General features: G+C 37.5%; 16 protein-coding genes and 1 other annotated feature. All 16 genes read right to left on the reverse strand.

Annotation, left to right across the window (positions count from 1 at the left end; genetic code table 11):
• Positions 1–364: 364 nt before the first annotated feature.
• Positions 365–1,006 (reverse strand): orotate phosphoribosyltransferase, encoded by a 642-nt coding sequence (gene pyrE / locus JR050_RS12665; RefSeq protein ID WP_204203852.1) that lies wholly within the window; start codon positions 1,004–1,006, stop codon positions 365–367.
• Positions 1,003–1,722, reverse strand: a complete 720-nt coding sequence (gene pyrF / locus JR050_RS12670; RefSeq protein WP_204203853.1) for an orotidine-5'-phosphate decarboxylase — start codon at positions 1,720–1,722, stop codon at positions 1,003–1,005. The genes pyrE and pyrF overlap by 4 nt, the downstream gene beginning before the upstream one ends.
• Positions 1,692–2,636, reverse strand: coding sequence for a dihydroorotate dehydrogenase (locus JR050_RS12675; RefSeq protein ID WP_204203854.1), 945 nt, complete (start codon positions 2,634–2,636; stop codon positions 1,692–1,694). Before JR050_RS12675 ends, pyrF begins: the two co-directional genes overlap by 31 nt.
• The gene (locus JR050_RS12680) at positions 2,633–3,412 is read right to left on the reverse strand and encodes a dihydroorotate dehydrogenase electron transfer subunit (protein ID WP_204203855.1); all 780 of its coding nucleotides are present in this window, start codon (positions 3,410–3,412) and stop codon (positions 2,633–2,635) included. Before JR050_RS12680 ends, JR050_RS12675 begins: the two co-directional genes overlap by 4 nt.
• Positions 3,409–6,621: a carbamoyl-phosphate synthase large subunit gene (carB, locus tag JR050_RS12685; protein WP_204203856.1), complete on the reverse strand. Its 3,213-nt coding sequence runs from the start codon at positions 6,619–6,621 to the stop codon at positions 3,409–3,411. The genes JR050_RS12680 and carB overlap by 4 nt, the downstream gene beginning before the upstream one ends.
• Complete coding sequence (locus tag JR050_RS12690; protein WP_204203857.1) at positions 6,614–7,708, reverse strand: carbamoyl phosphate synthase small subunit; 1,095 nt, start codon at positions 7,706–7,708, stop codon at positions 6,614–6,616. Before JR050_RS12690 ends, carB begins: the two co-directional genes overlap by 8 nt.
• Positions 7,705–8,994 (reverse strand): dihydroorotase, encoded by a 1,290-nt coding sequence (locus tag JR050_RS12695; protein WP_204203970.1) that lies wholly within the window; start codon positions 8,992–8,994, stop codon positions 7,705–7,707. The genes JR050_RS12690 and JR050_RS12695 overlap by 4 nt, the downstream gene beginning before the upstream one ends.
• 2 nt (positions 8,995–8,996) lie before the next feature.
• Entirely contained in the window at positions 8,997–9,926 is a 930-nt protein-coding gene (locus JR050_RS12700; protein ID WP_239454367.1) for an aspartate carbamoyltransferase catalytic subunit, read from the reverse strand.
• Positions 9,927–10,091: 165 nt separating this feature from the next.
• The gene (locus tag JR050_RS12705; RefSeq protein WP_204203858.1) at positions 10,092–11,399 is read right to left on the reverse strand and encodes a solute carrier family 23 protein; all 1,308 of its coding nucleotides are present in this window, start codon (positions 11,397–11,399) and stop codon (positions 10,092–10,094) included.
• 149 nt (positions 11,400–11,548) lie between these two features.
• The gene (gene pyrR / locus JR050_RS12710) at positions 11,549–12,091 is read right to left on the reverse strand and encodes a bifunctional pyr operon transcriptional regulator/uracil phosphoribosyltransferase PyrR (RefSeq protein ID WP_204203859.1); all 543 of its coding nucleotides are present in this window, start codon (positions 12,089–12,091) and stop codon (positions 11,549–11,551) included.
• A gap of 189 nt (positions 12,092–12,280) precedes the next feature.
• Positions 12,281–13,195, reverse strand: a complete 915-nt coding sequence (locus tag JR050_RS12715) for an RluA family pseudouridine synthase (RefSeq protein ID WP_204203860.1) — start codon at positions 13,193–13,195, stop codon at positions 12,281–12,283.
• Complete coding sequence (gene lspA / locus JR050_RS12720) at positions 13,170–13,658, reverse strand: signal peptidase II (protein WP_204203861.1); 489 nt, start codon at positions 13,656–13,658, stop codon at positions 13,170–13,172. Before lspA ends, JR050_RS12715 begins: the two co-directional genes overlap by 26 nt.
• 360 nt (positions 13,659–14,018) lie before the next feature.
• Positions 14,019–14,348: a TraR/DksA C4-type zinc finger protein gene (locus JR050_RS12725; protein WP_204203862.1), complete on the reverse strand. Its 330-nt coding sequence runs from the start codon at positions 14,346–14,348 to the stop codon at positions 14,019–14,021.
• Between the two features lie 280 nt (positions 14,349–14,628).
• The gene (ileS, locus tag JR050_RS12730) at positions 14,629–17,397 is read right to left on the reverse strand and encodes an isoleucine--tRNA ligase (protein WP_204203863.1); all 2,769 of its coding nucleotides are present in this window, start codon (positions 17,395–17,397) and stop codon (positions 14,629–14,631) included.
• 112 nt (positions 17,398–17,509) lie between these two features.
• Positions 17,510–17,735, reverse strand: a binding site (T-box leader).
• Between the two features lie 67 nt (positions 17,736–17,802).
• Complete coding sequence (locus tag JR050_RS12735; protein WP_204203864.1) at positions 17,803–18,309, reverse strand: DivIVA domain-containing protein; 507 nt, start codon at positions 18,307–18,309, stop codon at positions 17,803–17,805.
• Positions 18,310–18,453: 144 nt separating this feature from the next.
• On the reverse strand, positions 18,454–19,227 hold the full coding sequence (locus JR050_RS12740; RefSeq protein WP_204203865.1) for a YlmH family RNA-binding protein: 774 nt from the start codon (positions 19,225–19,227) through the stop codon (positions 18,454–18,456).
• Positions 19,228–19,427 lie beyond the last annotated feature (200 nt).

Below are 19,427 nucleotides of genomic sequence, written 5' to 3' on the forward strand. Positions count from 1 at the left end.
TATTAATTTTCATATGACTATTTGCTGAAGAAAGGGAAAATACAATATGAAAATAAAATTATTAACATTTGTATGACCATTCGTAACATCAAGTTAATTGGGTAATAAAACAGAAATATAGCGTTTGTAATAAAAACTATTATACCAATAATAAAAGCTTCTAACGTTTCGATGAGAACATTTGTTTATGCACTGTTCCACATTTGCTGCACTCTATTTTCCTATTCCAACATTGCCTATAGGGAAATGGTGAATGACATTTTTCACACTTTTGCATTCTGTCCCCTCCATGTTGCATTTTACTTAATCTTACCATATATAGTAAAAAGAGTGGAATTAACTCCCACTCTTTTTACGTTTCATTCTATACTACCAACGATGTAATCCATGATTCATCAGCTGGATTTTGTCTCCACTGCTCAAGTCTACCTAAATCCTCTGTTGAGATGAAACCAGTATTCTTCGCAACTTGTGCAAGAGACGTGAACGTTGTTATTGAATGTGCTTCAATCCCTGCTTCTTCAAGTGATACTTGAGATGCTGCTAATTCATACGTAAAAATAGCAGCAATTCCAAGGACTTCACAACCTGCTTCTCTTAGGGCTTTAACAGAGACTAACGAACTACCTCCTGTTGAAATTAAATCCTCGATTACCACGACTTTTTGTCCAGGTTTAAAGGCACCTTCCACTTGTTTTCCTTTTCCATGTCCTTTTGCCTTTCCGCGAACATAACACATTGGTAAATTCAATTTTTCACTTACCCATGCTGCTGGTGCAATTCCACCCGTCGCTGTTCCGGCAATAAGTTCAACGTCAGGAAAATGAGTTTCAATAATATCTTGAAGACCCTTTGCAATGTCTTGGCGAACGTGAGGGTATGACATTGTTAATCGATTATCACAGTATATAGGTGACTTAATACCAGATGACCAAGTGAATGGATCCTGTACTTGCAGTGCAACTGCCCCAATCTCTAATAAGTGCTTTGCAACGAGTTCTCTCATATTGTAATACCCTCCCATTGTAGTTTCATGGATTCATATTTTTCTACTGGATTTAATGCCTTTGTAATACTTCTACCTACTACAATCATACTAGAACCTACTTGATTTGCTTGAAGAGGTGTTGCTATTCTCGTTTGATCATTTGCAGCATCTTCTTGATTCCGTATACCTGGAGTAATCGTTAAAAACTGTTCGCCACAAACTTCTCTTATCATCGGCACTTCCCATACAGAACAAACAACTCCATCTAAGCCGGCTCTCTTAGTAAGATTTGCATAAGATTTTACTGTTTCTTCTAATGATTGTGGAATTAGTAATTCTTGAAGTAACATCTCTTCAGACGTACTTGTTAATTGCGTTACAGCGATAAGCTTAGCTCTTTCACTTCCTAAAGATGTGCCTGCCTCAAGTCCTTCCAGTGCTGCCTCCATCATTCTTCTTCCACCTGCTACATGTACATTCACAAGATCAACACCAAGGGATGCTAAGCTTTTCATTCCTTGCATCACCGTATTTGGAATGTCGTGAAGTTTTAAATCGAGAAATACATTATGCCCTTGACTTTTTAAATAATGAATGACTTCGGGTCCTTCTTTATAAAATAGCTCCATCCCCACTTTTACAAATAGTGATGTTGAACCAAAAGGTTGTAAAAATGCTTTTACTTCCTGTAGGCTATTAAAGTCTAACGCGATGATAAGGGGACGTTTTTGCATTGTCTATTCCAGCTCCTTCCGACACATTCAGAAATATGATCGAATCCTAACTTTTCTAATAAAATTGGGAGTTCATTAATGATCGTAGGACATACAAGTGGATCAACAAAATTGGCTGTTCCAACTGCTACACTGCTAGCACCTGCATACAAAAACTCAATAACATCCTCGGCTGACTGTACTCCACCCATTCCAATTATCGGAATGGAAACAACTTGACTCACTTCATAAATCATACGAATCGCAACTGGCTTAATGGCAGGACCTGAGAGACCACCTGTTTTATTTGCTAAAATGGGCTTCCCAGTTTTCAAGTCTAATCTCATACCGAGTAATGTGTTAATCATCGTTAAACCGTCAGCTCCTGCATTTTCAACAGCCTTGGCCATTTCCACGATGTTTGAAACATTAGGTGAGAGCTTAACATACACAGGCACTTCAGATACTTCTTTTACTTTTCTCGTTACTTCTGCTGCCACTTCTGGAATTGTTCCAAAGGCAATTCCACCTGTTTTCACATTAGGACAAGAAATATTTAATTCTAGTGCCTTAACATTTTTCACCGTTGATATTTCAGAGGCTACCTTTACGTAGTCATCAACTACAGATCCGGCGATGTTTGCAATGATCGGTGTTTCGAACTGTTCAAGCCAAGGTAATTCTTCGCCCATCACTTTTTCTAGACCTGGATTTTGTAAGCCAATTGCATTTAGCATCCCTGATGAAGTCTCTGCAACTCGGGGTGTTGGATTTCCGAACCTTGGTTCAACAGTTGTTGCTTTAATCATAATTGCACCGAGCAAATTTAAGTCATAAAGAGAGGCGTACTCCCTGCCAAATCCAAAACAACCTGATGCAGGCATGATCGGATTTTTTAAGGACAAACCAGGAAGCTCAACTGATAATGTATTCATATAACAACCTCTCCAATCTTGAAAACTGGCCCGTCTGTACATACCTTTTTATATGCATATCCTGTATCATCGTTTGGCACTTTGCACACACAAGCAAAACAAGCTCCAATTCCACAGCCCATTCTCTCTTCTAACGATAGGTATACATTTTGTTCCGGATATCTCATTTCTAATGCACGAAGCATTGGATTCGGTCCACAAGCGTATAGAGTATCAAAGGTAATATGCTTTTCTGTTATTACATTTGTGACAAATCCTTTTATACCATAAGTTCCATCCACGGTTGCTACATACGTATCACCTAGCTGATGAAACTTGGATTCATAGAAAACTTGCTCAGCTGATTGAAACCCTAAAACGTGAATAACGTTAACTCCTCTTTTTACAAGCTGTTTAGATAGTTCATACAGTGGAGGAACTCCAATCCCTCCACCTACTAATAATGCAGTTTCTTGAACGTTCGTTTCATGTACTGGAAAACCATTTCCCAGTGGTCCGAGAACATGGACTTTGTCACCGATTCCTTTTTCAGATAACAGCTTTGTTCCAAACCCTTCTGCTCTAAAAACAATCGTAAATTGTGACTGACTATGATTAATTGAACAAATGCTTATCGGTCTTCTAAGTAAAGGCTCAATGCCTTTTGATAGTTTAATATGAACAAATTGTCCTGGTTCATTCATATTCCCCACAAGCTCTCCTTGTAGGGTTAACTCGAAAATGTTTGATGCTATTTTCTTATGCGAAGTGATGGTCATCCACTCCATGTTGATCATAAAACAGCCACCTCTTTAGCCTTCTGCACAGGCAACATGGATTCAGTATAGAACGTCATAGACTCGATTACTCGTAATATGGCATAGGCTGTATCCAATGAGGTAAGACAAGCGACACCATTTTCAACTGATTCACGGCGAATTCTAAAGCCGTCTCTAGCTGGACGCTTTCCTTTTGTTAAAGTATTAATTACAAATTGTGCCTCTCCTTTTCGAATCACATCTAATAAATTTGGTGTTTCTGATCCAATTTTATTTACTACCGTTACTGGAATGTTGTACTCACTAATAAATGCAGCTGTTCCTTCTGTCGCCATAATGTTATAGCCAATTTGATGAAATCTCTTTGCAATGATTAATGCTTCTTCCTTATCTTTATCAGCAACAGTTAATAAGACAGAACCATACATTGGGATTGAGATACCGGAAGCAACTAAACCTTTATACAATGCTTTTTCTAACGTTACATCTTTACCCATCACTTCCCCAGTTGACTTCATTTCTGGTCCCAACGTGATATCAACTCTTCTTAATTTTGCGAATGAGAAGACTGGAACCTTTACGTATACACCTTCACTTTCAGGGTGATATCCTGTTTCGTACCCAAGTTGCTTAAGAGATGTGCCTAAAATAGATTTTGTTGCCAAGTTCGCCATTGGTACTCCCGTAATCTTACTTAAAAAAGGTACAGTACGACTGGATCTTGGGTTAACTTCCAGTACAAACACTTCATTATTGGAAATAACAAACTGAATGTTTAATAGTCCAATAATATTTAATCCTCTAGCTAGTGAGATTGTATAGTCTATAATTTGTTGCTTTAAATTCTCAGCTAAACTTTGAGGAGGATATACAGCAATGGAATCTCCAGAGTGCACACCTGCTCTTTCGATATGCTCCATAATGCCTGGAATATAAACTGTTTCTCCGTCTGAAATAGCATCTACTTCAATTTCTTTACCTGTTAAGTAACGGTCTATTAACACTGGATGCTCTGGATTAATTCTCACAGCATTTTCCATGTAGTGAAGTAACTCTTCTTCGTGATAAACGATTTCCATCGCTCTTCCACCTAATACATATGATGGACGAACGAGAACTGGATAACCAATTCTATCTGCTACTTTTACTGCCTCATCAACTGATGTTGCCGTTTTTCCTTCAGGTTGTGGAATTCCTAACATTGTTAAGGTGTTTTCAAACTTATCACGATTTTCTGCACGATCTAAATCTTCAAGTGAAGTTCCAAGAATTTTTACACCTTTTTCAGCTAATCCCGCTGCTAAGTTAATCGCTGTTTGTCCACCGAATTGAACAATGACACCTATTGGATTTTCACGTTCCACTACGTGCATTACATCTTCAACTGTTAGCGGTTCAAAATACAACTTATCAGACGTACTAAAATCTGTTGATACTGTTTCTGGGTTATTGTTAATAATAATTGCTTCATAACCCGCTTCTTTTATCGCCCATACAGAGTGCACGGTTGCATAGTCGAACTCGATTCCTTGACCAATTCTTATAGGTCCAGAACCTAGAACTAGTACACTTGGCTTTTCTGTTAAAAGTGATTCATTTTCGTCCTCATAAGTACCGTAATAGTATGGAGTAGAGGATTCGAATTCAGCTGCACACGTGTCTACCATTTTATACACAGGCATAAGTCCATTCTGTTTACGAAGCTCGTATACTTCTGTTTCCTTCATATCCCACAGTTTGGCAATCGTACTATCTGCAAAACCTTTTTTCTTTGCTTTCTTTAAGACATCTAGATTCAATTTATTTTCTTTTAGTTCATCTTCTAATAAGATAATGTTCCAAAACTTTTGCAGGAAAAAGACATCAATCTTACTCCATTCAAAAATTTGCTCAATTGTAACTCCTCTTCTTAATGCTTCTGCGATCACAAACAATCGTTCATCATCAGCTTTTGTAATTCGTCTTTGCAAATCTTCATCAGTTAAGCTTTTCATGTATTCTTGTTCGATATGATATACACCAGCTTCTAGTGAGCGAACAGCTTTTAACAAGGACTCCTCAAGCGTTCTACCTATTGCCATTACTTCTCCTGTTGCTTTCATTTGAGTACCTAGTTTGCGATTTGCAGACTCAAATTTATCAAATGGCCATCTTGGAATTTTTGAAACAACATAGTCTAGTGCAGGTTCAAAGCACGCATATGTTTTACCAGTCACTGGGTTAATCATTTCATCTAGTGTAAGACCAACCGCTATCTTTGCCGCCAGCTTCGCGATTGGATATCCAGTAGCTTTGGAAGCAAGTGCAGATGAGCGACTTACCCTTGGGTTTACTTCAATTACATAATATTGAAAGCTATCAGGATCTAAGGCTAGTTGTACATTACAGCCACCTTCAATTTTAAGCGCACGAATAATTTTAAGAGATGCATTACGAAGCAGCTGGTATTCTCTGTCACTTAATGTTTGGCTAGGTGCTACAACAATAGAATCTCCTGTATGTATTCCAACAGGATCAATGTTCTCCATGTTACAAACGACAATGGCATGATCCGAACTATCACGCATTACTTCATATTCAATTTCCTTGAAACCTGCGATACTTTTCTCTAGTAAACATTGATTTACTGGACTGCTCTTTAATCCACCCACAACTATTTCCTGTAATTCTTCTTCATTTTCACAAATTCCTCCACCAGTTCCCCCTAAGGTATATGCAGGGCGAACAATAACTGGATATCCTACTGTTTTTACAAATTCATAGGCTTCCTCTAATGAATGTATAATCTCACTTTCTGGAACTGGTTGGTTTAACTCGTTCATGAGCTGTCTAAACAAATCACGATCTTCTGCTTGTTTAATAGCGGAAAGCTTTGTTCCTAATATTTCTACTCCACATTCATCTAGTACTCCAGATTCCGATAGTTCAACCGCAAGATTTAAACCAGTTTGCCCACCTAACGTAGGTAAGAGCGCATCAGGACGTTCTTTACGAATAATTCTACTTACAAATTCTACCGTTAATGGTTCAATGTATACTTTATCTGCCATTTCTGTATCTGTCATGATCGTTGCGGGGTTAGAGTTTACAAGAATAACATCATATCCTTCTTCTTTTAATGCTTGGCAAGCTTGTGTTCCAGCATAATCAAACTCTGCTGCCTGACCAATAATAATAGGACCTGAGCCAATTACTAGTATCGTTTTTATATCTTGTCGTTTAGGCATTTGTTAAAACCCCTTCCTTTTTGCTTTTTTCAATCATGTCCAAGAATTCATCAAATAGCTCACCTGCATCCTCTGGACCAGGTGATGCCTCAGGATGGTACTGGACTGTAAATGCTGGATAATCAAGATGGCGTAAGCCTTCAATTGTTCCATCATTCAATGCTGTATGAGTAACCTCTAGTCTCGTTCCTTCAAGAGATGTATCCTCAACTGTGTATCCATGATTTTGTGAGGTAATCGCAACTTTACCAGTTCTAAGGTGTTTTACAGGGTGATTGGATCCGCGGTGTCCGAATTTCATTTTTTCAGTGTTTGCTCCACAAGCTAAAGCAAATAATTGGTGACCTAAACAAATTCCGAAAACAGGAACCTTCCCTAACACATCCGAAATCATTTCAATTGCTTCTGGGACATCTTTTGGATCTCCTGGACCGTTGGAAAGCATGATTCCATCTGGATTTAGCTGAAGGATTTCTTTTGAAGTCGCATTATAAGGTACAACAATCACATCACAATCTCGATTATTTAACTCTCTCAAGATTCCATGTTTCATTCCAAAATCGACAAGAACAACACGATTACCTCTACCTGGACTTGGGTATGGATCCTTCGTTGATACTTGACTAACTTGATTGATTGGTAAGCTTGTAGCCTTTAATTGATCAATCACTTCCTCTGGTTTCATGTCGATACTACAAATTGCCCCTTTTAACGTGCCGTGCCTACGAATAATTCTTGTTAATTTTCTTGTATCAATACCCGCTAAGCCTGGGATATCTTTTTCTTTAAAATACTCATCAAGTGTGAACTGACTTCTCCAGTTAGATGGAATTTCACATACTTCTTTCACAATAAACCCAGAGATTGCTGGTCGTATTGACTCAAAATCATCACGGTTAATTCCGTAATTACCAATAAGAGGATATGTTAATGTTACGATTTGCCCACAATAAGATGGATCAGATAAAATCTCTTGATAGCCAGTCATTCCTGTATTAAATACAACCTCACCTATTGAATCTGTTAAACTACCAAAGCCCTCTCCTATAAAAACAGTACCATCCTCTAAAATGAGTTGTCTTTTCATACTGTAGCACTCTCCTTTTCCCATACAACTTTTCCTGAAACGATTGTCATTACAGGCCAACCCTTACAATTTAGTCCTGTAAATGGTGTGTTTTTTCCTTTAGATACAAAATTAATAGGGTCTATTCTGTTTTCTGCATCTAAATCAATGACTGTCAAATCTGCCTCAAAGCCAATTTCAAGTCTTCCAAATGGTAATTGAAAAGCTTCTGCTGGTTTTATTGTCAAATATTCAATTAGTTGTTTTAATGTTGATTTCTTTTTCTGTACAAAGTATGTGTATAGAAGTGGAAAAGCTGTTTCGAGTCCTACAATTCCAAATGGCGCGAGCTGCATTCCTTCCGCTTTTTCTTCTTTTGTATGAGGTGCATGATCAGTTGCAATAAAATCGATCGTTCCATCTAGTAAACCGTCAATTAATGCTTGCTGATCTTCTTTAGAACGTAATGGTGGATTCATTTTGAAGTTTGGGTCTAATCCAGGGATATCTTCTTCACATAGCAATAGATGGTGAGGTGTTACTTCTGCTGTGACCTTGATTCCAGCTTTTTTTGCATCTCTAATAACACGAACCGATTCCTTTGTGCTTACATGGCATACATGGTAGTGTACACCTGCTGCTTCAGCTAATAGGACGTCCCTGGCAATTTGGACGCTTTCACAGATTGAAGGAATACCATTCATGTTGTGTTTACGTGAGAATTCACCTTCATGCACAGAGCCCTTGTTAATCAGTGTATTGTCTTCACAATGTGCGACAATTGTCATATCAAGTTCTGCTGCTTTTTTCATTGCTTCATACATAACTAAAGCTGATTGCACACCTACTCCGTCATCTGTAAAAGCAAAGGCTCCTGCTGTTTTCAGTCCATCAAGGTCAGTAATGGTTTCTCCTAACTGGCGGATTGTAATTGACCCATACGGAAGGACACGTACATGTGCTGTTTCTTTTATACGTGTTTGTAACCATTCCATTTGTTCCTTTGTATCTGGAACTGGCCTAGTATTCGGCATTGCTGCAATCGTTGTAAATCCACCTTTTGCTGCTGCTAACGTACCTGTTTCAATCGTTTCCTTGTGTTCCCCACCCGGCTCACGTAAGTGAACATGTAAATCTACTAAACCAGGGATTAAAAGATTGTTTTCTAAGTCTATGATGTCTTCTATACCTGTTGGTTGAATGTTGTTACTAATCTCTGAAATGATTCCATCCTTGATCTTTACTTCAATTGCTTCCATTTCTCCATGTTCGTTAACCATCAAACCATTTTTTAGTATTGTCTCCATCATTAATCTCCCCTTTTGCTTAATAATGCTCTCTTAAGTACAGCCATTCTAACAAAAACACCATTTCTCATTTGTGTAAAAATTCTAGAACGCCCACATTCTACTAAACTATCTGCAATTTCTACATTTCGGTTTACAGGTGCTGGATGCATGATGATGCTACCAGACTTCATCGTCTTTTCTCTCTCTACTGTTAATCCATACATGTGATGATACTCCAAAGAAGTAAGACCCATTTTTTCTTCATGTCGTTCATGTTGGATTCTGAGAAGCATGACGACATCTGCTTCTTGAACTGCATCATCTAGTTGAACATAAGAACCATAAGAGTTATTTACATCTTGCCATTGCTTCGGACTGGAGAAGCTTACTTTTGCCCCTAATCGTGTTAAAGCTTCTGCATTGGATCTAGCCACTCGGCTATGAACGATATCGCCAACAATGACAACATTTAATCCTTCAAATTTTCCATATTCCTGTTTAATGGTATATAAATCGAGAAGAGATTGAGTTGGGTGATGCCCACAACCATCTCCAGCATTTAAAATGGGAATGTTTATGAATGGCAAAAGGTCTTTGAAGTATTCATCTTGGCCATGTCTAATTACTAGTGCATTCACTCCGAGAGATTCGAGAGTTTTGACGGTATCGTAAAGTGTCTCACCTTTTTGTACACTTGATTGATCTGCCTCAAAGTTTATAACCTGCAGACCAAGTTTCTTCTCAGCAACTTCAAAGCTTACTTTTGTTCGAGTGCTATTTTCAAAAAATAAATTCGCAACAAACTTATCCCTTTCAGCAATCCATTTTTCACCTTGTTCAAACCTTGTCGCTTGCTCCAGAAGTTCGTGGATTTCTAAAACGGATAAATCACTCATCTTTACTAAATGCTTCACGGTTACTTTTTCACTTTGACTCAGTAGTTTTTCCATCAATATAGCCCCTCCATCTTCGCAGTTGCCTAGAAATCCTTATAAAAAATACACCCTTTCAGTATATAGAAAGGGTGTGATTGTAGGGCGAAGACTAGAAATGAATAGTCTTCTCCCATTAACACCCTTTTAAGCCTCTCTGGACCTGTTTAAAAGGTGAATCTTTTATGCAGATTTTTTTCCAATGTTGTACATATCGCCTGCTACTTCTTCTCTACCAGGTAAAATTACATTTAAGATAATTCCTAGAATTGCGGCAAGTGCCATACCGTGTAGTTCAAAGCTATTAGAGAATTTAAGCATTGCTCCTCCGATTCCAATTACAAGGATCACTGATGATACGATTAGATTACGGTTGATTGCTAAGTTCACTTTAGAATCAATCATCATTCGTAGTCCAGATGATGCGATAATACCGAACAGTAGAATCGATACCCCTCCCATTACTGGTGTAGGAATTGAACTAATTAGTGCACTAATTTTACCGATAAATCCGAATGCAATTGCGAATATAGCAGCTCCTGCTATTACAAACACACTGTACACTTTTGTAATTGCTAGTACACCAATATTTTCACCATACGTTGTATTTGGTGGTCCACCGATAAGTGATGCAATAATTGTCGCTACTCCATCCCCCATTATAGAACGATGTAGACCTGGCTTTTGAATTAAATCACGTTCTACAACTTTACTTAATACCATCTGGTGTCCGATATGTTCTGATAAAGTAACGATCGCAACAGGAACCATTAAGGCAACAATCGTCCATGAAAAATCAACTCCAGTATAAAACGTTACGAATTCTGGAATTTGAAACCATTTTGCATCTAATACTAGATTAAAATTAACAAGTCCTACAAATATTGAGTAAATGTATCCACCAACGATCCCTAATAGTACAGGAATTAAGCTTAGGAAACCTTTCTTCAAGAAAACTGAGAAACCAATTACCAGCAAAAGTGTTACAAGAGCTGCAGAGAAATGTAATAGGCTGTACGTAGTTGAATCACCTGGGTTTTCTAACATAGCCATATTAACTGCTGTACCTGCGAGACCTAATCCGATTACAATAATGATGGGGCCAACAACGACTGGTGGTAATAAGCGCATTAACCATTTGTGTCCTACGCCTTTAATTATAAGAGCAACGATCGCATATACGATACCTGACAAGAAGCTTCCTAACATTGCTGCTTCTGGTCCACCTAACGCTTGCGCCGAGATTATAGGTGCGATAAAGGCGAAGGATGATCCTAAATAGGCTGGTACTTGACCTCTTGTTATTAGCAAGAACGCTAGTGTTCCAAGTCCACTTGAGATTAATGCAACTGCTGGACTTAATCCTGTTAAAAACGGTACTAATACTGTTGCTCCGAACATCGCGAATAAGTGCTGAAAGCTTAATGAAAACCAATTTATTGCTGAAGGCTTTTCGTGAATGTCTAATACAATATCTTTTCTTGATTTCATATGTGTAACCCCCTAAATTATGAATCTACCTTACTTGCTTTTACAAAAATAAAACCTCTTTGCTTGTACGCAAAGAGGTAGAGTACACTTCCTATACTAGAAGTGAGTTTTCTACCCTTTGCTAGCCTCACGGGACTACCTTAAAAGGGTTATATTTCATGAATAGTGACTTGCTCAACACCATCATTTTCTATTAATTCAACTTCAATTTTTTCTGAACTTGATGTCGGTATATTTTTACCTACGTAATCAGCTCTAATCGGCAATTCGCGATGACCACGGTCTACTAGAACTGCCAGTTGGATTGTAGCAGGTCTACCAATATCCATGATTGCATCCATCGCCGCTCTAACAGTTCTTCCGGTAAATAAAACGTCATCTACTAAGATCACCTTTTGATTTGTTATATCAACTGGAACGTTTGAGCCTCTTACTAAAGGTTCATTGTCTTCTGTTTTCTTCGTTAAATCATCACGATATAGTGTAATATCCACTTCACCAACAGCAACCGCATTTCCTTCTATTTGCTCAATTCGTTCAGCTAATCTCTTTGCAAGTGGAATTCCTCTCGTTTTGATTCCAACGATTACACAATTTTCAATCCCTTTATTTCGTTCAATGATTTCATGCGCAATTCGAGTTAAAGCACGTCTAATTGCTTGTTCGTCAAGTAAAATAGCTTTTTGTGTCATAAACTTTCACCTCTCTTCTTAACCCTGAAGGGACAAAAAACCCTCTCACCGAAAGTGAGAGGGTTTTAGGGCAAACAAAAGGCTAGAGTAATCCTCCTGCTTGTCTAATCCGTTTCCTTCTCAGCCTCACGGGACTGTGTTAAAGGGTCTATGCTATTGAAGTTATTATCTCAGTGAACGCGAAGTTTGTCAACTTCTTTTTCGTAACCAATCTAATACGTCTTCAAATTCTTGTGGAAGTGGTGCTTCAAATTGTAAATATTCCTTAGTTCTCGGATGCTCGAAACCAAGAATACCAGCGTGAAGTGCTTGACCGTCTAGTTCTATTGTTTTCCTCGGTCCATACTTTGGATCACCCGCTAATGGATAACCAATATATTTCATATGAACACGAATTTGATGTGTTCTTCCAGTCTCCAATTGACATTCTACAAATGTAAAGTCTTTAAAGCGTTCAAGAACTTGGAAATGGGTTACGGCTTCCTTACTGTTCTTTTCCGTTACAGTCATACTTTGACGATCTTTTTCATCTCTACCAATTGGAGCATCTATCGTTCCTTTATCGTGTGGAATTACACCATGAACAATTGCTTTATATCTTCTTGTTACTGTTTTTTTCACAAGCTGATTAACTAGCGATTCATGTGCCATGTCATTTTTGGCAACCATTAGTAAACCTGAAGTATCTTTATCAATACGATGCACAATACCTGGTCTCATTACACCATTAATACCAGATAAATCTTTGCAGTGAGCCATTAATCCGTTTACAAGTGTACCGGTAGTATGACCTGGAGCTGGATGTACGACCATACCGCGCGGTTTATTCACAACGAGAACATCTTCATCTTCATAATAGTACTGTAGGTCCATTTCTTCAGGTAAAACGTCAAGCGGCTCTGGGTCTGGAATGTTTATAACGATTTCATCGCCAGTTTTCCCTTTATAATTTCCTTTAATCGGTTGTCCATTCACACTTACTTGATTATCTTTAATCCATTGCTGAACTTGTGAACGTGACCAACTTTCATTTAAAGTAGAAAGAACTTTATCAATTCTTTCTAAATGCTGTTCTTCATTAATTGTGTATGTCACCTGTTCCATGTTGTTTCTCCTTTTCTTGCTTGCCTTCAAGGATTGTATGAATAAAGAACAATCCTACACCAATTACTAATGCAGAGTCTGCGACGTTAAAGATCGGAAAGTCATATGAAAAAATGTATGTATTTATAAAATCTACGACTTCCTTACGAAATAAACGGTCTATAAAATTTCCAATTGCTCCGCCTAGCATTAATCCAAGAGACCAGCCCATTAATTTCTCATCATGCTTTAAACGTTTAATAAAAACAATGATTCCTGCAACAACAATAATTGTTACTACATAAAAGAACCACATTTGTCCTTGTAGAATCCCCCATGCAGCTCCTCTGTTACGGTGAGAAGTTAAGTATAAGAAGTTCTCTATTAATGTAATATTTTCTCCATATTCCATATATTTAACAACAAGCCATTTTGTAAATTGATCAATGATGATTACAATTAGCGCAATTAAATAATATACCAACACATGCTCCCCCGATTCTATAAGATACGTTCTGATTTTAACATACAAAACAAGGTACATACAATGAATACTGGTTTCATAATTCTTGATAGACCTCTTATTCAAACTGTGGAAGCAAAAATCATTCTTTTAATTTTACGAGCTTATTTTCACTTTGTCGTCCAAAATAGATGATTTACGAGCGAATCTGTTATATTTGCGATCCGATATAGAAATTTATGAGCAAATTACTTTATATATATAATTTTTAATGAAAGAGGCTTGTCTCTGTTTCTAGAGATTACAGATGATCATGGAGCTTCTGCTATTCAAATAAAAGAATAGACGCCTCAATTGATATGAAGCGTCTACCTATAATAATCATATCCTTACTAAATCTTGGAAGCTAAAGTCAAAAATACTGCGTGCTGTGGGGAGTGTTTTTAGTTTGTTTAGAGGAATTCTCTCACCTGTATCCTCACATATACCATATAATCCATATTCAAGTTTTAATAGTGCTCTATCAACATCTTGAAGGTCATCATGAATATGTTTTTGGATAAGATGCTTTTTTTCATATAATGAATTTGTAAATAGGGGCTCGTTAAAAAAATGTTCCGTTGTATTTGTTTCGTCCTTCATTAATCGACTTTCGAGTTCTTGTTTCATCATGAGAAGTTCAGAGTGAATTTCAGTAAATTCAATGTTCATTCAGCAAGCCTCCTCTTCGATGTATCTTACGTACTAGTGTGTCCGAGTCGCTAAAAAAAACAATCTACAACTTTTTCCTTTGTACATACATTTCGTTCTCTAATCCTTGGTTTTTGACGGTAGACCTCTTTAAACATGATCTATTGTAAGTGACAATTAAGCCCTTTATTTGAATCCAAACTACCTATTCCCAAATCTCTAATGAAGTTAAACATATTGGCCCTGTCAAAAAAAAAGAAGAGGCAATGGAGCACTCTTTGCCTCCACAGCCTCTCTATTCTTATGCAGTATAGCTAGTGTTTATAACAGTTGCACAACGAGTACATAATGTTGGATGCTCTTCGTTCTGTCCTACTGTTGGTGTGACAATCCAACATCTATCACACGTTTCACCTTCCGCTGCCGATACAACAATCGCAACCTCTTCAAATACTTGTGCATCTTCAGGAGCTTGATCAAGAGAACCGCTCTTTTCCACATGAGAAACGATAAAGAGTTGTTTTAAATCTTCTTTGATTGAGTCAAGTAATTCATTTGAACGATCATTTGTGTAAAGCTTTACACTTGCTGTTAATGATTTACCGATGATTTTTTCATTTCTTGCTACTTCTAAGGCTTTTAATACTGAATCACGAAGCTCCATGAACTGATCCCATTTCTTTTCTAACTCATCGCTATTTGCGATTTCCATTGAGTTTGGCATATCGACTAGTTGAACGCTTTCTTCCTTCATGTTAGGAATGTATGCCCACACTTCATCTGCTGTATGAGAAAGAATTGGAGAAACAAGCTTTGTTAATGAGAGTAATGATTCATACAGCACTGTTTGAATACATCTACGATCATGTTGATCTTCTGCCTCAATATATAAAATATCTTTCGCAAAGTCTAAATAGAATGAACTTAGTTCAATCGTACAGAAGTTATGAACCGCATGATATACTGCGGCAAAATCATACGTTTCATAAGACTTTTTAACTTTATCAATTAACTTGTTAAGCTTCACAAGCATATATTGATCCACTTCTCGTAAATTATCAAATGAAACAGCATTTGTCTCATGGTTGTAATCAGCTAAGTTTCCAAGTAGGAAACGGAATGTGTTACGGATTTTACGGTATACCTCTGCTACTTGCTTTAGGATAGCATCTGATACACGAACATCTGACTGATAATCAACAGATGCAACCCATAGACGCAGGATATCGGCACCTAGTTGGTTCATTACCTTGTTAGGTACAATTACGTTACCAAGTGATTTACTCATTTTACGACCTTCACCGTCTAGAACAAATCCGTGACTTAATACTCCTTTATATGGAGCTTTACCTGTTACTGCAACGCTTGTGGACAGGGAAGAGTTAAACCAACCACGATATTGGTCAGAACCTTCTAGATATAAATCAGCTGGTCTTTGTAAGTCTTCTCTTTCTTCAAGAACTGATTGATGAGAGGATCCTGAATCAAACCAAACATCCATAATATCTGTTTCTTTAGTAAAATTACCATTAGGGCTTGATGAATGTGTAAAGCCTTCTGGTAATAAGTCTTTGGCTTCTCTTTCAAACCAAACATTTGAACCATGTTCTCTAAAGAGTTTCGAAACGTGCTCAATTGTCTCATCTGTGATGATTGGTTCACCTGTTTCACCGTAGAAAACGGGAATCGGAACACCCCATGCACGTTGACGAGAAATACACCAATCTCCACGATCGCGAACCATATTAAAGAGTCTTGTTTCTCCCCAAGCTGGAACCCACTTTGTTTCCTGAACTGCTTCTAATAATTCTTCTCTTATATTTGCAATAGACGCAAACCATTGAGCTGTAGCTCGGAAAATTGTTGGCTTCTTCGTTCTCCAGTCATGTGGATAAGAGTGAGTGATAAATGATAGCTTTAACAATGCTCCAACTTCTTGAAGTTTTTCTGTAATTGGCTTATTTGCTTCATCATAGAATAACCCTTCAAAACCAGGTGCTTCGCTCGTCATATATCCTTTCTCATCAACAGGACATAATACGTCTAATCCATATTTTTGACCAACAATAAAATCGTCTTCACCATGACCAGGCGCTGTGTGTACACATCCTGTACCTGATTCAGTTGTAACATGTTCACCAACCATAACAAGTGAATCACGATCATAAAGTGGGTGTTTTGCAACTACTTGTTCTAATTCAATACCTTTTACTGTTTTTACAACTTGAACGTCGTTCCATTCAAGCACTTTTGTTACTTCTTCTAATAATGCTGAAGCGACAACATATTTCACACCATCTACAGCTACGACACTGTATTCTAATTCTGGATGTAAAGAAATCCCTAGGTTTGCTGGAATTGTCCATGGAGTCGTTGTCCAGATGATGATTTTTTCCTCTCCATCAAGAACTCCTTTCCCATCCTTCACATCAAATGCAACATAAATGGATGCAGAACGCTTATCTTGATATTCAATTTCAGCTTCAGCAAGAGCTGATTCACTTGAAGGTGACCAGTAAACGGGCTTAAGTCCTTTGTAGATATAACCCTTTTTGGCCATTTCACCGAATACTTTAATTTGCTGTGCTTCATATTCAGGTTTCAGTGTGATGTAAGGATTAAACCAATCGCCACGAACTCCTAAACGCATAAATTGTTCACGTTGATTATCAATTTGATCATATGCATATTCTTCACAAAGCTTACGAAATTCTGCTACTGATAATTCTTTTCGGTTTACTTTCTTATTTTTCGTTAGTGCAGTTTCAATCGGAAGTCCATGTGTGTCCCAACCTGGTACGTAAGGAGCACAATATCCTGTCATTGATTTGTATCTTACAATAAAATCTTTTAGGATTTTATTTAGTGCATGCCCAATGTGGATATCACCATTTGCATAGGGTGGTCCATCGTGTAAAACATATAATGGTTTATCTTTTGTGTGTTCTTGAACTTTTGCATAAATATCCATTTCAGCCCATCTTGACTGAATTTCCGGTTCACGAGCGGGAAGATTTCCACGCATCGGAAATTCTGTTTTTGGCATAAGTAACGTATCTTTGTAATCCATTTCAATTCCTCCAATTTTCTATCATTCTCATCATTTCCTAAAGGTACTTGTTGTAATCTTTACCTCGGAGATGAACAATCGTAAAAAGAAATAAAAAAAGCCCTTCTCTCCCAAAAGGGACGAGAAGGACTCGCGGTACCACCCTTATAGACCTATTTATTTAAAGCATAAGTCCACTCAGCATTCGTAACGGGAATGAATCGCCATGTCCTACTGCAATGTTCAGCATGGAACTCAAGGGTGATTTTCGTTCTCTTAGTCTGTATCGAGCTCACACCATCCTCGATTCGCTTACACAGTGGGTTTAAAAGAAGTACTGTCCCTATCAACGTCTATACATTTCTTCACTTATTCACAATTGTTGTTAATGAATTATATGAAAAAAAAGGTATTTCGTCAAGAGAATTAATCAATATCCGCATCCAATTGTGGAACTTTAACTTCCTTGTTCAATTCCATTAATTCATCCCAGTCATCCGTATCAAGCATTTCCAACTGAGCTTGAATTAGCATTCTGAAACGATTACGGAACACTTTAGATTGCTTTTTTAACTCGTCAATTTCAATTGCAACTTTTCTAGCTTTTGTTAATGATTCGTTAATGATTCGATCAGAATTCTTTTCTGCCTCTTTTACGATAAGCTTTGCTTCTTTTGTTGCATTTCGTTTTACTTCTTCAGCTGTCTCTTGCGCGATTAAAATAGACTTATTTAATGTCTCTTCAATATTAGAGAAGTGACCAAGCTTTTCTTTTTGCTCGTTTAGCTTCTCTTCTAGCTCTTTTTTCTCACGAATAACCATCTCATAGTCTTTAATGACTTGGTCTAAAAACTCATTCACTTCGTCTTCATCATAGCCACGAAATCCTCTAGAAAACTCTTTGTTATGAATATCCAATGGTGTTAAAGGCACGTATGCCACCTCCAGCTAATCTCTTTTATATGAAACTTAGAATTTCACCCTTTGGCACAAGGTGCTGCCAAGTTTTTATACAATTTCTATCTTAATTCGACAAAAATATTCAATTTCCTTCTTATTATGAAATTTTTTATAAAATTATTTGGATTTCGTAACTTTTATTCTCCACTTGTCTCTCTTTGTTTTACCTTCAATGGTCGTTAACTTACATCTACCATAACCTCTTACAGAAATCATATCTCCTTCTTGACATTCGAAGGCTGTTTCCTCAACCTTTTTCCAATTCACTTTTACTAGACCAGCGTTTATAAGGGGGGAGGCCTTCGATCTAGAAAGATTAAACGCTTCTGCAACGATTACATCTAATCTCATAGATGAAACTGTACACGATTCCTCTTTCCAACTTTCAGCTATATGAATGATTGCGGAAAGATCCTTCTCAATGAGCTTAATCTTCGCTTTTCCAATCGATTGTAAGTTCATTAAAATATAGTCTGCTACTTCTTTTGCTACTATAATTTGTATTTGTTGTTCTTCAGCTAAAATATCACCAAATTTAGATCGTTTTAAGCCAAGCGACATTAAAGAACCTAATACTTGAGGATGTTCAATATTCACAAACTTATGAGGATAATCAATTTCAAATAACTTTATCGAATAGTCATCTGTTTCTGGTGTATAATAGCTCGGATAAAGAAGTGCCCTTTTTCGTTCAACATAATCAGCACCACCAAAGAATTGAACGACCACATCTGTTGATGAACCGATAATACTAGTTACAATCTGCTGTTCCCTCGGATCTAAAAAATCCGTCAATTTCGGACTATAGGAATGTAAGGCATATTCTTTCCATTCTAGAACATGATCAATAAAAGCATGCTCTTCCGGCCGAAAATGTTGATATATAGACATGTGTTTCTCTCCAATACTTAAACCTTAGCATTTTAATGTTTGTTCTAAGAAGAAAAATTAATTCTTCTTTAAATCAAGGCTCTTTTAAACAATAATGTTGATTTCCATGGAAGGTACTCGCCGGATACCGCGGACGTTGTTATTCTACTCGTCGCTTGATCCTGCATGAGTCTCAACAGCCTCAGCTGCACCCGCAGGAG

The organism is Bacillus suaedaesalsae (assembly GCF_016890225.1).
Lineage (GTDB): Bacteria > Bacillota > Bacilli > Bacillales > SA4 > Bacillus_BS > Bacillus_BS suaedaesalsae.

Excerpts from the sequence above, each read along its gene's own strand:
- JR050_RS12725 (WP_204203862.1), bottom strand. The coding sequence starts at position 14,348 with ATGAACATTGAATTTACTGAAATTCACTCTGAACTTCTCATGATGAAA.
- JR050_RS12705 (WP_204203858.1), bottom strand. The coding sequence starts at position 11,399 with ATGAAATCAAGAAAAGATATTGTATTAGACATTCACGAAAAGCCTTCA.
- JR050_RS12695 (WP_204203970.1), bottom strand. The coding sequence starts at position 8,994 with ATGGAGACAATACTAAAAAATGGTTTGATGGTTAACGAACATGGAGAA.
- carB (WP_204203856.1), bottom strand. The coding sequence starts at position 6,621 with ATGCCTAAACGACAAGATATAAAAACGATACTAGTAATTGGCTCAGGT.
- pyrF (WP_204203853.1), bottom strand. The coding sequence starts at position 1,722 with ATGCAAAAACGTCCCCTTATCATCGCGTTAGACTTTAATAGCCTACAG.
- JR050_RS12675 (WP_204203854.1), bottom strand. The coding sequence starts at position 2,636 with ATGAATACATTATCAGTTGAGCTTCCTGGTTTGTCCTTAAAAAATCCG.
- pyrR (WP_204203859.1), bottom strand. The coding sequence starts at position 12,091 with ATGACACAAAAAGCTATTTTACTTGACGAACAAGCAATTAGACGTGCT.
- JR050_RS12690 (WP_204203857.1), bottom strand. The coding sequence starts at position 7,708 with ATGAAAAGACAACTCATTTTAGAGGATGGTACTGTTTTTATAGGAGAG.
- pyrE (WP_204203852.1), bottom strand. The coding sequence starts at position 1,006 with ATGAGAGAACTCGTTGCAAAGCACTTATTAGAGATTGGGGCAGTTGCA.
- JR050_RS12700 (WP_239454367.1), bottom strand. The coding sequence starts at position 9,926 with ATGGAAAAACTACTGAGTCAAAGTGAAAAAGTAACCGTGAAGCATTTA.
- ileS (WP_204203863.1), bottom strand. The coding sequence starts at position 17,397 with ATGGATTACAAAGATACGTTACTTATGCCAAAAACAGAATTTCCGATG.
- JR050_RS12740 (WP_204203865.1), bottom strand. The coding sequence starts at position 19,227 with ATGTCTATATATCAACATTTTCGGCCGGAAGAGCATGCTTTTATTGAT.
- JR050_RS12715 (WP_204203860.1), bottom strand. The coding sequence starts at position 13,195 with ATGGAACAGGTGACATACACAATTAATGAAGAACAGCATTTAGAAAGA.
- JR050_RS12680 (WP_204203855.1), bottom strand. The coding sequence starts at position 3,412 with ATGATCAACATGGAGTGGATGACCATCACTTCGCATAAGAAAATAGCA.